Here is a 17,865-nt window from a genome sequence, read left to right as displayed (position 1 = left end):
GGGGCGGGGCGCGGTTGCGCGGGCGCGGGTCGGGGTGGCGGTGGCGCGGCGGGCGGTCAGCCTGCGGGGGGGGGTGCCGCATCTGACCGCCGTAATTTTGGATGGGGTGACGATCGCGACGGGCTTTCACGCCAGCATCATCGATGCCGATGCCGCCAATCTGCACCCCGAACGGCATGACGCCGACATGGCCGCCCGGCTGGCCGGCGCGGTGGGCATGGCGGAGCGAGTCATCGTCGCCTGCCCGATGGAGCGCATGGACGACTGGTCGGCGGCGCTCAAGTCGCTGTCCGCGCGCGGCGAAATCGTCGTGCCCGAATTGCTGCGCTTTGCCCCTGCGCGGGTCGATGAGTATGATGGCCAGCCCACGATCATCGTCGCGGGTGGGCCGCTCCAGTTTCGCGATCGCCTGATCAAGCGCCTGTTCGACCTGATCGTTGCTGGCGCTGCCACGATCCTGCTGTCGCCCGTCCTGATCGGTGCGGCGCTGGCGGTGCGGCTGACCAGCCCCGGCCCGGCGCTGTTCCGCCAACCACGCATCGGCAAGGATGCGCGCTCCTTTTCCATCTACAAATTCCGCTCGATGCGCACCGATGCGAGCGATCATCAGGCCGCGACATTGACCCGGCGCGACGATGATCGCGTGACCCGTGTCGGTGCTTTTCTCCGGCGCACCAGCATTGATGAATTACCGCAGCTTTTCAATGTGTTGAAAGGCGACATGAGCATTGTTGGCCCACGTCCCCATGCCGCGGCGGCCAAGGCGGGCAACAGCCTTTATTGGGAAGTCGACCCGCGTTACTGGGCGCGCCATTGCATCAAGCCGGGGATGACCGGCCTTGCCCAGGTGCGCGGCCATCGCGGCTCCACCGATCATCATCAGGACCTGATCGACCGGCTCCAGTCGGACCTGGAATATGTCAGCGACTGGTCGATCTGGCGCGACATGCGGATCATTGTCGCGACGCTGGGCGTGCTCGTCCATCACAAGGCCTATTAAGCATGGCAATGATCGACCTGATATTGCTGGTGATACTGGCGCTGTGCCTGATCGCCGTCGCCTGGCCGTTTCTCTGTTATCCGCTGGTCCTGCGTGCGCTGCCGACCCGGCCGGAGCATCCGGTCGCAGTGCAGGCCCCCAGTGCCTCGCTCCTCTTCTGCGCCTATAATGAAGCCGCGGCGATGCCGGACAAGCTCGCCAATCTGGCGATGCTGCGCCAGCGTCATCCCGATCTGGAATTCCTGGCCTTCGATGATGGGTCGAGCGACGGCACCGGCGACCTGATCGCGGGGGCTGGTCATGTCACCCTGCTGCGCGGCCCCGGCCGCAGCGGCAAGGCGCATGGCATGAAGCAGCTTGCCGCCAGCGCGCGCGGCGAAGTGCTGATCTTCACCGACGCCAATGTGCTGCTGGACCCCGACGCCATCGACCGGCTGCTCGCCCGCTATGCCGATCCGGCGGTTGGCGGCGTGCTCGGATCGCTCCACTATGTCGGCGCGAACGAAAGCGCCACCGCATCGGTCGGGTCGCTCTACTGGCGGCTTGAGGAACGGCTGAAGGACGAGGAATCGCGCACCGGCAATGTGCTGGGCGCGGACGGCTCCATCTTCTCGATCCGGCGCAGCCTCTATCCCGAATTTCCCGAAAGCGTGCTGGACGACCTTACCGTGTCGATGGCGGTTGTGTTCGCAGGCCGGCGGCTCATCAAGGCGCAGGATGTCATCGCCCGCGAACGGCTGGTGACGGCGCGCGGCGACGAATATCGGCGCAAGGTCCGCATCGCCGCGCGCGCCTGGCACACGCACCGTTACCTTCGCCCGCAATTGCGCCGCATGGCCGCGATCGACCGCTTCAAATATGCGTCGCGCAAGATTGTCCGGTGGTTCGGCGGGGCATTCATCCTGACCGGCGCGCTGGCGGCCGCGATCCTCGCCTGGCGTCTCTCTCCGCTGCTTTTGGTCATCGGCGTCGCTGTCGTCGCCTTCGCCGTCCTGACGGGCATCCGCGCGCGCCGCGGCCCCGTGGCGGCGCTGGTCGACATGCTGATCGCCTATGCCGCCACCTTGCAGGGCGTGACAAAGGCGATGCGCGGGCGCACCGTCACCATCTGGAACCCGGCGCAATCGCGCTGACCCTCTCGCTTCTGCGCGGCGATATAGTATAGGCGCTGGCCTGACCCCATGCGGAGACTGACGTGATTACTGTCCAGCGGGTGGCCAAGGCCGCCGGCAAGCATCTGACCCGGACCGCGCTGAAACTGCGCCAGGCGCTGGGCGCGCGCGCCTCGCGTGGCTGCCCGGCCTGCGGCAGGACGGTTGTGGGATTCTTCCGCTATGGCGACAACCCCGAATGGGGCTGCCCGGCCTGCGGCGCGTCCCCGCGCGAGCGGCTGATGAACTGGCTGATCGGGGAAGGCCGCCTGACCGTGCCGGTCGATGGCGCGGTGCTGCACATGGCCCCCAATGAGGGAAGCCTGGTCCGCCGCTTTTCCACTGCCGCCGACTATGTCCCCGCCGATCTCGACCCCGCGCGCTACACCGTTCCCGGAATGCAGCGCGTCGACCTGATGGAATTGGCCGAAGTCGATCGCTACGACCTGTTCTACGCCAGCCATGTGATGGAGCATGTGCCCGACGATAGGGCGGTGCTGCGCAATATCCTGCGTGCGCTGAAGCCGGGCGGGGAGGCCTGGCTAATTGTCCCGTTATGGGACAAGCCGACCGAGGATGGCAGTTTTGCCATGCCCCCGCGCGAGCGGGAACGGCGCTTTGGCCAGTGGGACCATGTCCGCCAGTATGGCCCCGATTTCGCCGACCGCATCCGCGCCGCGGGCTTCGATCTGGAGGAGATTGACGCCGCGTTGATCGACCCCGACCTGCGTCATTTCTACGCGCTCGACGACCGGCTGTTCAGGGCGCGCAAGCCACGATGAGCCGCCTCGCCCGGTTGGAGGGCAGCGCCCGCATCCTGGCCCTGGTGAAACTCGCCAATGTCGGGTTGGTGCTGATCTGGGGCTTTGCCGTCACCTTCGTGTTCGTGCGCGTGCTCCCGATCGCGGAATTTCAGGCCTTCCTGCTGCTGGTCGCGTTCGGCAATTTCACCATTTCGGCGGAATTCGGCCTCACCAGCATCATCTACGCCCGCTTGCGGCGGCACTGGCTGGGGCGCGGCGAGGGCACGGACGATGGCGGCTTCCGGCTGGAGGAAATGGGCGTACTGTTCCTGTTCCTGGGCCTGCTGGTCGCGGGCGGGACGCTGATCCTGCTGGTCGCCTTGGCGATGGGATGGCTGGCGACGGCCATGCCTGTCCTGTTCCTGCTGTTCTTCCTGTCTGCCTGCCTCAACCTGCCAGCCTTGCTTGCAAAGCGCGCGCTGGCGGCGGTCGATGGCAATTTCCTGTGGGAAGCGCTCGATTGCGCGCGCCGCGTCGTCACCATCGCACTGCTGCTCGCCATTCTTGCGGGCCTCGACCCGCGCCTGTCGGTCGCGCTGCAACTGGTCGTCAGTGTGATCATGATCGGTGTCGCCATCGGCCATGTTCACCGGCGGCTGGGGATGCGCCGGCGTCACTGGCTGGCCGTGCGCGTGGGCGGGGGCCATGTGCGCAGCCACTATATGCGCGACATCGGCGCATCGGCGGCATTCACCGTGTCGGACATCATCGCTTATAATGCGCCCTATTTCACCATTGCGGTGGTGACGTCGGACGCGCGGCCGATGCTGGTGTTCGATTTCTTCTTCAAGATGGCGCGCGCCCTGTCGATGCTGGTCCGCGCTCTGGTGGAGGCGGTGTTGCCCCGCGTCACCCGCGCCTATCATGCCGGCGACCGGCCGCGGCTGCGGCAATTGCTGGGCCGCGCGCTCGCTGCCGCGATGCTGTTCGCGCTGGCGCTGGCGGCGGTCTTGTGGGGGGCGGGCGATCGGCTGTTCACGATCCTGTTCGACGGGCAGGCGAGCATCGACCGCGCGGACATCGGCCTCATCCTGCTGGCGCTCGCCGCGCTCACGGTCGTCAGCGTGTCGGTCTATGTACAGGCGGCGCTGGGCCGTTTCACGCATCTGCTCGCCCGGTCGCTGCCCTTTCTTGCCGGATCGCTGGCAAGCGCGCCGCTCGCCCTCTCGCTGTTTCCCGGCCGCTTCGATCTCGGTTTCCTGACGCTCTATGCGCTGACCCTGATCGCGGTGGCGGCGCTGCATCTTCTCTCGCTGCGGACGCTGGCGCGCGCATGAAGGTCGCGATGCTCGATCCGTCGCTCTTCACCGGGCGCTATGACGACAGCCTGTGCGCGACGCTGGCCGCGCAGGGTGCGCAGGTAACGTTGCTCGGTCGCCCGATGCGCCCCACCGATGCGATCGCGCCGCAGGGCTATCGCTATCGCCCGCATTTTTTCCGCCGCAGCGAGGCGCTGCGCGACCGGCTGGGCGAAGGGCGCGCCTTTCGCCTGGCCAAGGCAGCGGAATATGGGCTGGCCTGCGCGCTAGGCGATCTGCGCCTGCTGACGCAAGCCGATGTCGTCCACGTCCAGTGGCTGCCGCTCGGACCCGCCGACCGGCTGATGCTGAAGCGACTGGCGGGCCGCGTAGCGCTGGTTCACACCGTCCACAATGCCGACGCCTATCATGCCGATGCGGGGGTTCAGGGACGCGGCTACCGCGCGCTGCTTGACGGCTTCGATGCGCTGATCGTTCATGGGGAAACGACCCGCGCCGCGTTGGTCGGGCAGGGCATCGCCCCGGCCCGCATCCATGTGACGCCACACCCGCCCATGCGCCTCGCGACAGCGACGCAGGCGGACCTTGCCGCCGTGCCGCAACCGATGCTGCCGCGTCTGCTCTTTTTCGGCACCATCCGGCCCTATAAGGGCGTGGACGTGCTGGTCGACGCCTGCATTTCCCTTTGGCGGCAGGGTCATGGCTTTGAACTGGTGATCGCGGGCAAGCCCTTCATCGACATGATGCCGATGATCGAGGCCGTCGCGCGCGCCGGTTTTGCCGACCGGCTGGTGACGGATCTGGGCTTTCTGACCGAAGGCCGGCTCGACGCGCATATGGCGCGCGCGGACATGATCGCCTTTCCCTATCGCCATATCGATTCGAGCGGGGCGTTTCTTTCCGCGCTCCATCATGGCAAGGCGATGGTCACGTCGGACGCGGGCATGTTCGGCCAGTTGCCCGATGGCGTCGCGACGCGCGCGCCGGCCGGGGACGCAGCGGCCTTGGGCGAAGCGCTCTTGCCCCTGATCGAAAGCCCCGCCATCAGGCGGGAACAGGGCGCCCGTGCGCGCGCCTATGGAGATACTATGGGGTCCTGGCGGGAAATGGCGGCAACGACGATCGACATTTATCAGTGCGTGCTGGAGCAGCGGGCATGAGCCGCTATCGCCGCGAACTGGGCGATCGGCTGCTGGCGATGCGGCTGGCGGCGGCGGGCCGCGTCCACCAATATCCGGAGGTGCAGGCGCTGCGCCGGTTCCTCACGACCTTCGCCGTCGATTGCCTGTTCGATGTCGGGGCCAATCGCGGCCAATATGCGATCATGGCGCGCCTGGATGCCGGCTACAGAGGCCTCATCCTCTCCTTCGAGCCCAATCCCGATATTTTCGCGCTGCTGGAAAAGCGCGCCGCCGCCGATCCGCGCTGGCATGTGTTCAACATGGCGCTGTCCGATTTCGACGGGACGGCCAGCTTCAACATCATGGCGGCCGATCAGTTCAGTTCGTTGAAAAAGCCTTCGGGTGTGCAGGACGCCATCTTCGCCGATCGCAACAAGGTGACGAAGACGGTCGAGATGCAGTGCCGCCGGCTCGATACGCTGTTGCCGGAATTGCTCGCGCAGCATGGCTTTGCCCGGCCGTTTCTCAAGATGGACACGCAGGGCCACGACCTGTCGGTGTGCGAAGGGGCGGGGGATGCCATCGGCCGGATGCTGGGCGTCCAGACCGAACTGGGCGTGCGCCCTATCTATGACGGCGGCACCGGCTATCGGACGATGATCGACTGGCTGGAAGCGCGCGATTTCGTCCCATCGGCCTTCTTTGCCAATAATAAGGGGCATTTCCCGCTGCTGGTCGAAATGGACGGCATTTTCGTCAACCGGACGCTGGTGCGCGACTGACCATGGGCGCGCCCGGATCGTTCGTGTCCGCGCGACGCCTGTTCCTGGCGGGAGCCTTGTGCCTGACGCTGTGGGTGATCGGCACCTTCCTGTGGCATGTCACCTACCGGCAGGGGATCAGCCTGGCCGTCATCCTTCTTCTCGATCAGGATCTGCCCGCGCTGCTCGGCGCTCTGGCGCTGCTGGCGCTCGCCGCGCCCTGGGCGGAAGGGCGTGGTTTCAGCCTGCCGCCGCCTACCGCGCGGATCGTGATACCGTTGGTCGTGCTGCTGGGCCTTGCCGCCTGGACCGGCCATTATGCGCTGTTTCAGGATTATGCGATCAGCCGGGACGAAGAAGTCGCCCGCTTCGCCGCCGCCTATATGCGCGAAGGGCTGTTCGCCCGGCCCATCCCGATCGAATGGGAACCCTATCGCCGGGCAATCATGCCCGAATTTTTCTCGCCCTTCGGCGCAGCGGATTACTGGACTGCCGCCTATCTGCCAGTGAACAGCGCGATCCAGGCTTTGTTCTGGCAATTGGGCGATCCCAATCTGGCCGGGCCGGTGCTGCTGATGACCGGCCTTATCGCCCTGTGGCGCGTGGCGCTGCGCCTGATGCCCGACCGGCCCGATGCGGTCTGGGTCACGCTGATCCTCGCCTTTTCATCCTGCCAGTTGTGGGTCACGGCCATGACCCCTTATGCGATGACCGGGCATTTCGCGCTCAACCTCGTCTGGCTGGCGCTGGTGCTGCGCGGCGGATGGCTGGGCCATGGCGCGGCGGGGCTGGTCGCGCTGATCGCGGCGGGCCTGCATCAATGGCATTTCCCGCCCTTGTTCATCGCGCCCTTCATCCTGTGGATGCTGCTGGCGCGCCGCTGGCAGGTGGCGGCCTTCCATGCGCTGACGCTGGTGGCGATCGTCGTAGTCTGGGCCAAGCTATGGCCGGGTTTCCTCTTGCATGCGCTGGGCGCGCCGGCGGATGTTCGCCCGTCGGCCGGGGTGGCGGACAAGATTGGCAGCCTGTTCGAACGGCTGGGCGATCGCTGGCAGCCGCTGGTCAACCTCACCCGCTATATCGCCTGGAACAACATATTGATGGCGCCGCTCGCCGCGCTGGTGGTCGCCGCGATGCGCTGGCGCGCGCTGCTGGCCGGGCGGGAAATCGCGCTGCCGCTCGCGCTGGGCTGCGTGGCGGGGTGCGGGCTGGCGCTGGCGCAGGGCTATGGCTGGGGCTTTCGCTACGCCCATGGCTTCATCGGCCCCTTCTGCCTGCTTGCCGGGCTGGGCTGGGCGCGTTTTCGCCCGTGCGACGCGATGCGGCCGGTGCTCATCGGCCTGCTCATCACCATATTGTCGGGCGGCTACCTGGTCTGGCGTACCTATGAATTTGTCGCGCCCTATGCCGCCAGCCACCGGCTGATCGATTCGAGCGAAGCCGACGTCGTGCTGGTCGACCCGCGCGGCGGCCTCTATGTCACCGACCTGGTGCGGGGGCGCAACGGCGTGCCGGGGCGGCCGATGGTCATGAACCTTGGCATGCTGACCATCGAGCAGGTCGATGAACTGTGCCACAATTATGTGGTGCAGCTGTTCGAGCGCGCCGACTTCCGGCCGCTGGGCGTGCCGCTGGCGCGCTGGAACCTCGACCGCATGGACATGCTGCGCGCGCATATGAAGGAAGCGGGCTGCGACAAGCCGGTCCAGCCGCCACTGCCCCAGACCATGGAAGAGGCGTTCAACGCCGCCGACAATGCGATGTAAGGCGACAGGGAAGGGGCGTTACTGCCCCTTCACATAGACGCGCTTGCCGCCGATCCAGGTTTCCAGCACCTGCGTCGTGCGAATATCGGCCGGCTGCGCGGTCGAAATATCGCGGTCGATCAGCAGGAAATCGGCGCGCTGGCCGGGGACCAAGCTGCCGAACTTCTTTTCCGCAAAACCAGCATAGGCCGCCTGCCGGGTGAAGCCGTCGAGCGCCGCTTGAAAGCTCACGCGTTGCTGCGGCATCCATCCGCCGACCGGCTGACCCTTTGCATCCTCCCGCGACATGGCGACCGCGATGCCGGGGAAGGGATTGGGGCTTTCCACCGGCACGTCGGAGCCGAAGGCGAGCGGCACGCGATTGTCGAGCATCGTCTTCCACGCATAGGCGCCCGCCAGCCGCGCTTCGCCCAGCCGCGCCGTCGCCATGCGCCAGTCCGATGCTTCATGCACCGGCTGCATCGACGCGATCACGCCCAGCGGACCGAAGCGCGGCAGGTCGGCCGGATCGATGATCTGCGCATGTTCGATGCGCCAGCGCCGGTCGCCCTTGTAGGTTTCGGCCAGTTCCTGAATCGCGTCCAGCGCCTCGCCATTGGCGGCATCGCCGATCGCGTGCATCGCGACCTGGAAATTGTCCATCGCCGCCCGGCTCATGATGTTGCGCAATTGCGTGTCGGGGATCATGCGCAGCCCCCTCTGGCCCGGCGCATCGGCATAGTCGGCCTTCAGCCACGCCCCGCGCGATCCCAGCGCGCCGTCCAGCAAAAGCTTGATCCCGCCCATGCGCAGATGGTCGTCATAGAGCCACGGTGTCGGTTCCGGCCCGGCGATCAGCACCATATTGTCCAGCCCCATGGCGTAGGACATGATCCGCACGCGCAGCGCGCCGCGATCGGCCGATCGGCGGAACGCCTGCCAATCCTCGATGCTGGTGCCCATGTCGGCAATGCCGGTGATGCCCATCGACAGCAGGGCGCGCTGCGCCTTCTCCAGCGCCAGATCGCGGTCCTTGGGCGCAGGCGGCGGCACGACCTTCTGCATCAGGTCCATCGCCCGGTCGACGAACACGCCCGCAGGCTTGCCGCCCGCCATTTCGATCCTCCCGCCCGCCGGCGCCTTGGTCGCGCCGGTGATCCCCGCCGCGCGGATGGCGGCGCTGTTGGCCCAGCCGGCATGGCCGTCCACCCGTTCCAGCCATACGGGAATGTCGCTGACCGCTGCGTCCAGGTCAGCGGCGGTGGGAAATCGGCCCAGACCCCATTGTTCCTGGTTCCAGCCCGTGCCGATGATCCATTTGCGGCCCGGATTGGCGGCGACATAGGCGCGGATCTTCTCCTGCGCCTGCGCCAGCGATGTCGTGTCCGACAGGTCGAGCGTGATCAGCGACAGGCCATAGCCCATCACATGGCCATGCGCGTCAATGAGGCCGGGGATAAGCGTCTTGCCGCCGCCGTCCAGCTTGAACGCCAGCCCCTTGGGCGGCTCGGGCCAGGGCTCGCCCTTCTTGCGCTTCTTGGGCCGTTTATATTCCGGTTCCTTATAGCGGCCCTCGATCAGCTTTTCGACCTTGCCGTCATCGTCGATCATCAGCGCGCCGAAGCGCACGATCTTGCCATTGGCGTCCAGCGCGATGCCATTCACATTGTCGATGACGCCCGCCGCCAGAACCGGCGGCGGACACAGGGCGAGCGCGATCGCGGCGCTCGAAACGAAAATCTTCATGCTCGGGTCAGTCTCCGCACCAATGCGCTCGTGTCCTGCCGATGGCCGCCCATGGCCTGCACATCGGCGTAAAATTGATCGATCATCGCCGTCACCGGCAATGTCGCGCCATTGGCGCGCGCTTCGTCCAGCGCCAGTCCCAGATCCTTGCGCATCCAGTCGACGGCGAAGCCGAAGTCGAATTCGTCGCGCGCCATCGTTCCCCAATATCGGTCCATCTGCCAGCTTTGCGCAGCGCCGCCCGAAATCGCCTCGAACACCGCGTCCAGATCCAGTTCCGCCGCCTGCGCGAACCGCAAGGCTTCGGACAGGCCCTGGATAATGCCGGCGATGCAGATCTGGTTTGCCATCTTGGCGGTCTGGCCCGCGCCCGCGCCGCCGACATGGACGATGCGCGTGGCATAGGCCTGCATCACGATCTTCGCCGCAGCGACCGCCGGTTCGCTGCCCCCGCACATGATGGCGAGCTTGCCGTCCTGCGCGCCCGAATGGCCGCCGGTGACAGGCGCGTCGACGCAGTGGATGCCCCGGCTTTCGCCTTCCACGAACAATTGCCGGGCGATGCGCGCGGATACGGTGGTGTGGTCGATGAACAGGCCGCCCGGCTGCATTGATCGGAACGCGCCTTCGCGCCCCAGCGCCACCTGCGCCAGATCATCGTCGGTGCCCACGCAACTGATGACGATGTCCGCATCCTCTGCGGCCTTGGCCGGGCTGATCGCGACCGCGCCGCCATAGGCTTCGGCCCAGCTTTTCGCCTTGCCGATGGATCGGTTGTAGACCGTCAGCTCATGCCCGGCCTTCGCCAGATGTCCAGCCATCGGAGCCCCCATGGTCCCCAGGCCGATAAACGCGATCCTAGCCATCCCGCCTCATATATTTGCGTGCTTGGACCTCCGCCATAGGGCCAGTGCCGGGACAGTTCCAGTTTCTTCGCAGCTGTTTTTGGTCTAGGGGGCGGGGCATGAACACGCTCGCGAAGATCGAAAGCGCCCTGCCGCTGCCCGTCACCGTCGATGACATATTGGCCGCTCGCACCCGCATTGCCGGAGCGATCGTCAAGACGCCGACGTTGATCAGCCAGACGCTGTCCGACATGCTGGGCTGCAAGGTCTATCTGAAGTTCGAAAATCTCCAGTTCACCGCCGCCTACAAGGAACGCGGCGCGCTCAACCGTTTGCTGCAACTGGACGATGCGTCCAAGGCGAAGGGCGTCATTGCCGCTTCGGCGGGCAATCACGCGCAGGGCCTCGCCTATCATGGCAAGCGGCTGGGCGTGCCCGTCACCATCGTGATGCCCACGACCACGCCGATCATCAAGGTGACGCAGACCCGCAGCCACGGCGCGACCGTGGTGCAATTTGGCGAAAAGTTCGATGATGCCTATGCCCATGCCCGCGAACTGGAGGCGGCGCAGGGGCTGACCTTCGTTCATCCCTTCGACGAACCCGACATCATCGCGGGGCAGGGCACGGTCGCGCTTGAAATGCTGGAGGATGCGCCGGAGATCGACACTTTGGTAATCCCGATCGGCGGCGGCGGCCTGTTTTCGGGCATGGGCACGGCGGCGCGCGCCATGAAGCCGGATATTCGCCTGATCGGTGTGCAGGCGGAGCTTTACCCGTCCATGTACGGCTTCCTGAAAAGCACGGACCTGGCCTGCGACGGTGACACGCTAGCCGAGGGCATTGCCGTCAAGCAGCCCGGTTCGGTCACGCGCCGTTTTGTCGAACGGCTGGCCGACGACATCGTGCTGGTGAATGAGCGGCGGCTGGAGGAATCGCTCAGCCTGTTGCTTCAGATCGAAAAGACGGTGGTTGAAGGGGCAGGAGGTGCGGGCCTTGCCGCCTTGTTGACGCATCGCGATCAATTTGCCGGGCGCAAGGTCGGACTGGTGCTGACCGGCGGCAATATCGACACGCGCCTGCTGGCCAATGTACTGCTGCGCGATCTAGCCCGTTCGGGCCGGCTGGCACGGCTGCGCATTATCTTGCAGGATCGGCCGGGCGCATTGTTCAACGTCGCGCGCATCTTCGACCAGGAAGCGGTCAACATCCTGGAACTGTCGCATCAGCGCATCTTCACCAACCTGCCGGCCAAGGGCCTCAGCCTCGACGTCGAATGCGAAACGCGCGACCGCGATCATCTCCAGAACCTGCTCGGCGCGCTGCGCGCCGCCGGCTATGAGGTCGCGCCGATCGAGGTTGCATAATGGGACGGTCAGCCCCCATTTTTTGATAGTAAATGCGCTTTTCTTGCGCGCGCGGGAGCGGCATAACGAGCGCATGACGCATGGGTTTGGCAGCACAGGATCGGGGGGAGCCGCGTGACCGCGCCATTTCGCTTCCCGCGCTTCTTCGTGACCAATCCCAGCCCGTGTCCCTATTTGCCTGGCCGGAGCGAACGAAAGGTCTTTACGGAACTCAACGGCGACAATGCGGCGGAACTCAACGACGCGCTTGGCCGCATCGGTTTTCGCCGCAGCCAGAATGTCGCCTATCGGCCCAGCTGCATCGATTGCACCGCCTGCGTGTCGGTCCGCGTCGTCACGCACGAATTCCGGCCCAATGCGACCCAGCGCAAATTGCTGCGCCGGAACGAGGATCTGGTGGTCAGCGCCTGCAAGCCCTGGTCGACGCAGGAGCAGTTCGCGCTGCTCCAGCGTTATCTGAACGTACGCCACCCCGGCGGGGGTATGACCGAAATGGACGAAATGGACTTTGCCGACATGGTCGAACAGACCCCGGTCGATAGCCATGTCGTCGAATATCGCGAGCCCGGCAGCAATGGCCGGCCGGGCAAACTGGTCGGCGCCTGTCTCACGGACCGGCAAGGCGACGGCCTGTCGATGATCTACAGTTTCTTCGACACCCAGTCCCCGGATCGCCCCGGGCTGGGCAACTATATCATCATGGACCATATCCTGCGCGCGGCCGCCGCGGACCTGCCTTATGTCTATCTAGGCTATTGGGTGAAGGGCGCGGCGCGGATGCAGTATAAGGTGCGGTACCAGCCGCTCGAAAAGCTCGGCCGCGATGGCTGGACACGCTTCGATCCGATCGAAAGCGATCCGGGAGCTGTCGGTGCAGCACCAGAGCGCGCGCCACGAACCGCCGATCTCGCGACAATTTTGCGCAGATAGGCCGCTGGTCCGGCCGGGATTGCCCGCCAGGCTGGAAAATATCCAAATTGTTTAACCTTTTCCTCTAAACGGGTCTCCATGACGCAGGAATGTGCCTGGAGGGAGAGGAGCGGTGGACCGGTTCGTTGACCACCGGTTTTTGCAGGGTTGGGACATGGCCGGACATGGCTATGTCGGCGCCGACCCGTTGCTCGCTGGCGTCGATATGGCGCCCTCTGCCGATTTCGTCGAGATGTCGCCGCGCATCATTCGATGGGTGGCCGACCGGCATGGTCGGCTGATCGGATGGTGGTCGGTATCGGGGCCGTCGCTGCGACCGGCGGTCGATCCTGTCGGCCGTGGCTGGCGGGCGCTGCTGGACGCGGCTGATCGCCGCGCCCTGATCGCCGCCAGCAAGGAACGGCAGCCGTCCCCCCTCATGGTGACATTGTCGCTCGAACCGGGCCGCCCGCGCTGGTGCCGCGTCGAGATGCGGCGTCATCCCCTGCCCGGCGGGGACTGGCGCTATTACGGCATCGTGGCGGATGCTCAGCCCTATCATGAATTGCTGTCCGCAGCTGTCGCCGAAAGCCGCGATCATTATCGCTGGTCGGTCGCGCTCAGCCCGCAGGTTCCCTGGACTGCCGGGCCTGACGGAGCGATCGAGGAAGTGGGGCCTCGATTCGCGGAAATAACCGGCATTTCGAAAAACGAAGCGCTTGGCCAGGGATGGGCCACGGTGTTGCATCCAGAGGATGAGACCCGCGTGCTGGGAATATGGGATCGGCATCTCGCCAATGGGGAACCGGTCGATATCGAATATCGCGTGCGGTTGCGCTCTGGCCATTATCGCTGGATGCGAGCCTGCGCGGCGGCGCGGCGCGGCGCGGATGGCCGGATCATTCGCTGGTATGGATCGCTGGAAGACGTGCATGAACGGCATATGGCCGAGCATGATCTCGCCCAAAGCGAGGAGCGGTTCCGGCTGGCGATCCAGTCGGCCGGACTTGGGATATGGGATTTTGACAGCAGGACGGGACAGCGCAGTTGGTCGCCGGAATTGCGCGCAATGCTGGGCGTGTCGCCAGATGTCACGCCGACGACCGAACTGGCGCTGTCGCTCGTCCACCCGGATGATCGCCCGCGCTTGCAGGACAAATTGGCCGCGGTTGCCGGCGGCGGCCTGCCAGCGCATTTTGAAGACATGCTGCGGATATATCGCGCCACCGACGGCGCGCTTCGCTGGATCAAGAGCACGGGCTGGACGACGCGGTGCGACACCGACGGGTCGGTTCGCATCATCATCACGTTTCTGGACGTGACCGAACAGCAGGACAGCGAACGGCGTATTCGCTGGGCGGCCACGCATGACGCCATGACGCGGCTGCCCAACCGGTCGTCATGGCAACAGACGCTGGACGACATGGCCAAGGCGGCGCGCCGGTCGGGGGACAGTTTCGCCCTTCTTTTGATGGACATAGACGACCTTAAACGGACCAATGATTCACTGGGCCACGATGCCGGCGACGCGCTGTTGTGCGCCTTTGCCGAGCGGTTGCAGGCCGCGGCTCCGCCCGATGCGGTCATCGGTCGCCTGGGCGGCGACGAATTTGGCCTTTTGTCCAGCACGTTGAGTGATGCGACCCGCGCCGAAGCCTGGGGCAAGGCGCTGATCGAAACCCTGCGCCGACCGCATATGCATGAAGGGCGCTCGCTCGATTGCGGCGTCAGCATGGGCGCGGCGCTGTTCGGCGGCGACGCCGGCAGCGAAGGGGATGAGCTGTTCAAGGCCGCTGACCTGGCCCTTTACGCGTCGAAGGCGGCCGGGCGCGGGCGGCTGACGCTGTTCCATTCCAGTCTGCGCGCCGAGGCGCAGCAGCGCAGCTCCATGATCCGAATGGCGCGCCAGATCATCGCCGACGACCTGATCATGCCCTATTACCAGCCCAAGATCGACCTGCGCACCCGTATGGTCACGGGCTATGAGGCGCTGTTGCGCTGGTGTCATCCGCGCCTGGGCGTGCAGTTGCCCGGCAGCATCGCTGCCGCCTTCGACCATGGGGAGATCGCGGTCGGACTGACCCAGACGATGCTGGACAAGCTGCTGCGCGATATCATCCGATGGCTCGATGCGGGGCTTGATCCGGGCAGCGTGGCGTTCAACGCGTCGGCAGCCGATTTCACTCATGCCGGCTTTGCCGATTCGGTGTTGGAGCGACTGCGTCTAGCCAATATCCCCACGCGCCATCTTGAGTTGGAGGTGACGGAAACCGTGTTCCTGGGCCGGGGCGCGGATCAGGTCGCCACCGCGCTGCGCTGTTTCGCCAAGGAAGGGGTGCGAGTCGCACTGGACGATTTCGGCACCGGCTATGCCTCGCTCAGCCACCTCAAACATTATCCGGTCGATGTGCTCAAGATCGACCGCAGTTTCGTCAGCAACATGGACAATGACGCGGGCGACGCGGCCATTGTCGATGCGATCGTCAAGCTGGGCGACAGTTTCGGCATGGAAGTCGTGGCGGAGGGCGTCGAGACGGAGCTTCAGGCGCAATTGCTGCTCGCCCATGGCTGCCCCATCGGCCAGGGTTTTCATCTGGGCCGGCCCCAGCCTTTTGATGTCGTCACCGCCAAGATGCGCTAGAGCATTTCCAGGTTGCACTCTCGCGGTCGGCGCTGCCGCGAACGTTCCATTCAGCCGCCCGTATCGACCTGCGCCGGGCCGAACCGGTCGATCGCCTGGAACAGTTGCGTCAGCGCGTCGCGTTCCTCTGCCTCGATTTCAGGCCGCCATATCTCGAACAACAGCACGACCCGCGTGTCCGAACTGCGGTTCCACGCCTCATGCTCGATGCTGTCGTCGAACAGCAGCATCTCGCCCGTGCGCCATGTCCGCGTTTCCGCACCGACCCGCAGCGCGCATCCGTCTGGCGTCAGCAGCGGCAAGTGACAGATGAGACGGGTGTTGAGCAGGCCGTGATGCGGCTGGATATGCGTGCCGGGCTTCAATAGCGACCAGAGCGCCATCGGCGACCGTCCGGCGATGACGGGAATGGGCGCCAAAGCCAAGGCCGCCATCACCGCCGGGCAGCGGTCCGCATTGGCCGCGACCTGCTCGCCATTCTGCCAGAAATACAGCGCCCCCCAGCGATCATCGTCGCGCAAGGGGTTATTGGGCGCGGGACGCAGCGGGGACGTCTGGACATAGGGGGCGAAGGCAGCGGCCTCCTGCGCGCGCACCTGCTCCAGTTCCGCGACGATGGCCCCAGTCATCGCTTCCATAGGAGCCACCCAGTCGAACTCCGACCGCTCGTAAAAGGCGCGCTGCGGCAGTCCGGGGAAATAGAACATGCTGGGCTGTTGCAGGAACAGGCTCTGCTTGCCCAGCAGCAGGTCGGTCGCCAGCTGGATGCGGGGCAGGGCCGGCAGTCCGCTGATCGCATCCATCAGATGGTCTTCGAAAGTCCGGCTCGACCGTGCGACATAGTCCTGCGCCTTGTGCAACAACGGCTGGAGCTGGGGCGGCGCGCCTGTGGCCGCGGCTTGGGCCAGCGCGGACCGATACCAGCTGGTCGCGCCGCGCGCGTCGCCCCGCCGATCGGCATTCTGGCCCATGGCCAGCATCGCGGGCAGATTGCGAATGTCCTGGTCAAGGATGCGTAGCAGCGCCGCCGCCTCGCCATCCAGGTCGCCGCTGCGATTGCAGGCCTGCGCCAGCAGCATGGGCGGCGGTTCCTGCATGTCGCGCAAGGTGGCGAGTGCTCGTTGCGCATCGCCCTGCCGCAGCGCCGCCATCGCTGCGTCCGCCAGCGCCCGTTCCCGTCCCGTATCTGTCATCGCGCCTGTCTAGTCGGCGTCGGCGGCCCGCGAAAGCGCCTTTATTCGGCCGGCGCAGCGATCATGGGGGCCGCGCGCCGTTGCAGCATGATGGCGACCAGGAACACTGCAAGGCCGCCCAGCGCCAGCCCGCTGCCGATCCAGCCGGTCGACACCAGCCCATGGCCGGCGGCGATCGACAGGCCACCCAGCCATGGGCCAAGCGCATTGGCGACATTGAAGGCGCTGTGATGCAGCGCGGCGGCCAGCGTCTGCGCGTCGCCTGCCACGTCCATCAAGCGCGCCTGCAACGGCGTGCCAAGGCCGCCGCCCAGTCCGATCATGAAGATGACGAGCCCCAGCGTCCACACATTGCCCGCCATCAGCGGGAACAGTGCCAGCGACGCGGCGCTCCACAGCATGATGCCGATGACGGTCCGATTGAGCGCCCGGTCCGCCAACCAGGCCGACGCCAGATTGCCCAATGTCATGCCGACGCCAAATATGGCGAGCACCAGCGGCACATAGGCTTCCGACACATGCGTCACTTCGATCATGGTTGAGGCGACATAGGTGTAAACCGCGAACAGCCCGCCAAAGCCGATCGCCCCGGTCAGCAGCGTCAGCCACACCTGCGGGCGCTGCAACGCCGTCAACTCGCGCATCGGGCTGGCCTTGGGGTCGCCCCTGTCGCGTGGCGCATAAATGGCAACCAGGGCCACGGTGGCGATCGCCAGCACCGCCACGACGCCAAAGCCCCAGCGCCAGCCGAGCGCCTGGCCCATCCAGTTCGCCACCGGCACGCCGATGATCGTCGCAACCGTCAGACCCGCGAACATGCGCGCAATAGCCTGCGCCCGCTTTTCGATCGGCACCAGGCTGGCGGCAACCAACGCAGCGACGCCGAAATAGGCCCCATGCGGAACGCCCGACAGGAACCGGAACAGCAGCATCCAGTGATAGCTGGGCGACAGCGCCGACAACCCGTTGGCTAGCGCGAACATCGCCATCAGGCCGATCAGCAGCGTCCGGCGCGGCAGCCGGGCGCCAAAGGCCGCGATCACCGGCGCGCCGGCGACCACGCCCAGCGCATAGGCGCTGATCGCATGGCCCGCCGTCGGCGCATCGATGCCCAGGTCGCGCGCGAAGAAAGGCAGCAGACTCATCGCCGCGAATTCGGTCGTGCCGATGGCAAAGGCGCCGACCGAAAGCGCAAACAGGACAAGCGCTGGGTGCGCCTGATGGGGGTGGGCGTTCATCGCCGGCTCCATGTTGCAGTGCAATATACAGAAGCGATGCAGATGGGCGCGATGACAGCGTTGGTCAATCCTGCATTCGTATGACT

General features: G+C 65.9%; 14 protein-coding genes. 10 read left to right on the top strand and 4 right to left on the bottom strand.

The features are described from left to right. The 7 genes from B2V90_RS10010 to B2V90_RS09980 all read left to right on the top strand — a co-directional run. Positions 1-1,000: exopolysaccharide biosynthesis polyprenyl glycosylphosphotransferase (locus B2V90_RS10010; protein WP_293921035.1), on the top strand; the 1,000-nt coding region annotated here is incomplete at its 5' end. Between the two features lie 8 nt (positions 1,001-1,008). After that, positions 1,009-2,133 carry a glycosyltransferase family 2 protein gene (locus tag B2V90_RS10005; protein ID WP_228222932.1) on the top strand — a complete coding sequence of 375 codons (1,125 nt, stop codon included), beginning with the start codon at positions 1,009-1,011 and terminating at the stop codon, positions 2,131-2,133. A 62-nt stretch (positions 2,134-2,195) separates the two neighbouring features. Next, on the top strand, positions 2,196-2,933 hold the full coding sequence (locus tag B2V90_RS10000) for a class I SAM-dependent methyltransferase (RefSeq protein WP_228222911.1): 738 nt from the start codon (positions 2,196-2,198) through the stop codon (positions 2,931-2,933). Beyond that, entirely contained in the window at positions 2,930-4,231 is a 1,302-nt protein-coding gene (locus B2V90_RS09995) for a hypothetical protein (protein WP_228222912.1), read from the top strand. The genes B2V90_RS10000 and B2V90_RS09995 overlap by 4 nt, the downstream gene beginning before the upstream one ends. Next, positions 4,228-5,373 carry a glycosyltransferase family 4 protein gene (locus B2V90_RS09990; protein ID WP_228222913.1) on the top strand — a complete coding sequence of 382 codons (1,146 nt, stop codon included), beginning with the start codon at positions 4,228-4,230 and terminating at the stop codon, positions 5,371-5,373. The genes B2V90_RS09995 and B2V90_RS09990 overlap by 4 nt, the downstream gene beginning before the upstream one ends. Further along, positions 5,370-6,116 (top strand): FkbM family methyltransferase, encoded by a 747-nt coding sequence (locus B2V90_RS09985; protein WP_228222914.1) that lies wholly within the window; start codon positions 5,370-5,372, stop codon positions 6,114-6,116. Before B2V90_RS09990 ends, B2V90_RS09985 begins: the two co-directional genes overlap by 4 nt. Before the next feature lie 2 nt (positions 6,117-6,118). Then, entirely contained in the window at positions 6,119-7,861 is a 1,743-nt protein-coding gene (locus B2V90_RS09980) for an MFS transporter (RefSeq protein ID WP_293921032.1), read from the top strand. Positions 7,862-7,879: 18 nt separating this feature from the next. On the opposite strand, the gene B2V90_RS09975 is transcribed toward B2V90_RS09980, so the two are convergent. Together B2V90_RS09975 and B2V90_RS09970 are read right to left on the bottom strand one after the other, a co-directional pair. Then, a complete protein-coding gene (locus tag B2V90_RS09975; protein WP_228222916.1) occupies positions 7,880-9,586 on the bottom strand; it encodes an amidohydrolase in 1,707 nt (568 codons plus the stop codon). After that, positions 9,583-10,452: an NAD(P)-dependent oxidoreductase gene (locus B2V90_RS09970; RefSeq protein ID WP_228222917.1), complete on the bottom strand. Its 870-nt coding sequence runs from the start codon at positions 10,450-10,452 to the stop codon at positions 9,583-9,585. The genes B2V90_RS09975 and B2V90_RS09970 overlap by 4 nt, the downstream gene beginning before the upstream one ends. A gap of 98 nt (positions 10,453-10,550) precedes the next feature. Between B2V90_RS09970 and B2V90_RS09965 the strand changes: the two genes are divergently transcribed. From B2V90_RS09965 to B2V90_RS09955, 3 genes are all read left to right on the top strand, one after another. Beyond that, entirely contained in the window at positions 10,551-11,798 is a 1,248-nt protein-coding gene (locus tag B2V90_RS09965) for a threonine ammonia-lyase (protein WP_228222918.1), read from the top strand. Between the two features lie 114 nt (positions 11,799-11,912). Beyond that, on the top strand, positions 11,913-12,728 hold the full coding sequence (locus B2V90_RS09960) for an arginyltransferase (protein ID WP_228222919.1): 816 nt from the start codon (positions 11,913-11,915) through the stop codon (positions 12,726-12,728). A 112-nt stretch (positions 12,729-12,840) separates the two neighbouring features. Further along, complete coding sequence (locus B2V90_RS09955; protein ID WP_414711595.1) at positions 12,841-15,348, top strand: putative bifunctional diguanylate cyclase/phosphodiesterase; 2,508 nt, start codon at positions 12,841-12,843, stop codon at positions 15,346-15,348. A gap of 50 nt (positions 15,349-15,398) precedes the next feature. On the opposite strand, the gene B2V90_RS09950 is transcribed toward B2V90_RS09955, so the two are convergent. Together B2V90_RS09950 and B2V90_RS09945 are read right to left on the bottom strand one after the other, a co-directional pair. Next, the gene (locus B2V90_RS09950) at positions 15,399-16,541 is read right to left on the bottom strand and encodes an aspartyl/asparaginyl beta-hydroxylase domain-containing protein (RefSeq protein WP_228222920.1); all 1,143 of its coding nucleotides are present in this window, start codon (positions 16,539-16,541) and stop codon (positions 15,399-15,401) included. Positions 16,542-16,582: 41 nt separating this feature from the next. Continuing rightward, complete coding sequence (locus B2V90_RS09945) at positions 16,583-17,779, bottom strand: MFS transporter (RefSeq protein ID WP_228222921.1); 1,197 nt, start codon at positions 17,777-17,779, stop codon at positions 16,583-16,585. Positions 17,780-17,865: the final 86 nt, after the last annotated feature.

Origin of the sequence: Sphingobium sp. UBA5915, assembly GCF_002431195.1 — a bacterium.
GTDB classification, from domain to species: Bacteria; Pseudomonadota; Alphaproteobacteria; order Sphingomonadales; family Sphingomonadaceae; genus Sphingobium; species Sphingobium soli.
Note: the sequence above shows the minus strand (reverse complement) of the source record. Positions and strands in the feature narration are given on the sequence as shown.